We start from the raw sequence: 479 nt of genomic DNA on the forward strand, positions 1-479 counted from the left end.
ACCCAGAGCGTATCCGCCAAGAGCTGACTGCGCACGAAGTCGTGCCTGACGAATGGGGCGGCGATGTACAGTTTATCGACGTTTCCGCTAAAAAAGACCTGAACATCGATGCATTGCTCGAAGCCGTCTTGCTCGAAGCTGAAGTTTTGGAACTGACTGCCCCAGTCGATGCACCTGCCAAAGGTATCATTGTTGAGGCACGTTTGGACAAAGGCCACGGCGCGGTTGCCACATTGCTGGTTCAAAGCGGTACGCTGAAAAAAGGCGATATGCTGCTGGCCGGTACTGCATTCGGTAAAATCCGTGCAATGGTTGACGAAAACGGCAAAGCCATCAATGAAGCAGGCCCTTCTATCCCTGTCGAAATCCTCGGCTTGTCCGACGTACCGAACGCAGGCGAAGATGCAATGGTGTTGGCCGACGAGAAAAAAGCGCGCGAAATCGCCCTCTTCCGTCAAGGCACATACCGCGACGTGCGC

General features: G+C 54.5%; 1 pseudogene. It reads left to right on the forward strand.

Going from position 1 to position 479, the window contains the following annotated elements:
- Positions 1-479: pseudogene (locus tag ACTHUE_RS20225) on the forward strand (translation initiation factor IF-2); the annotation flags it as partial.

Source organism: Neisseria sp. P0021.S005, assembly GCF_051956955.1.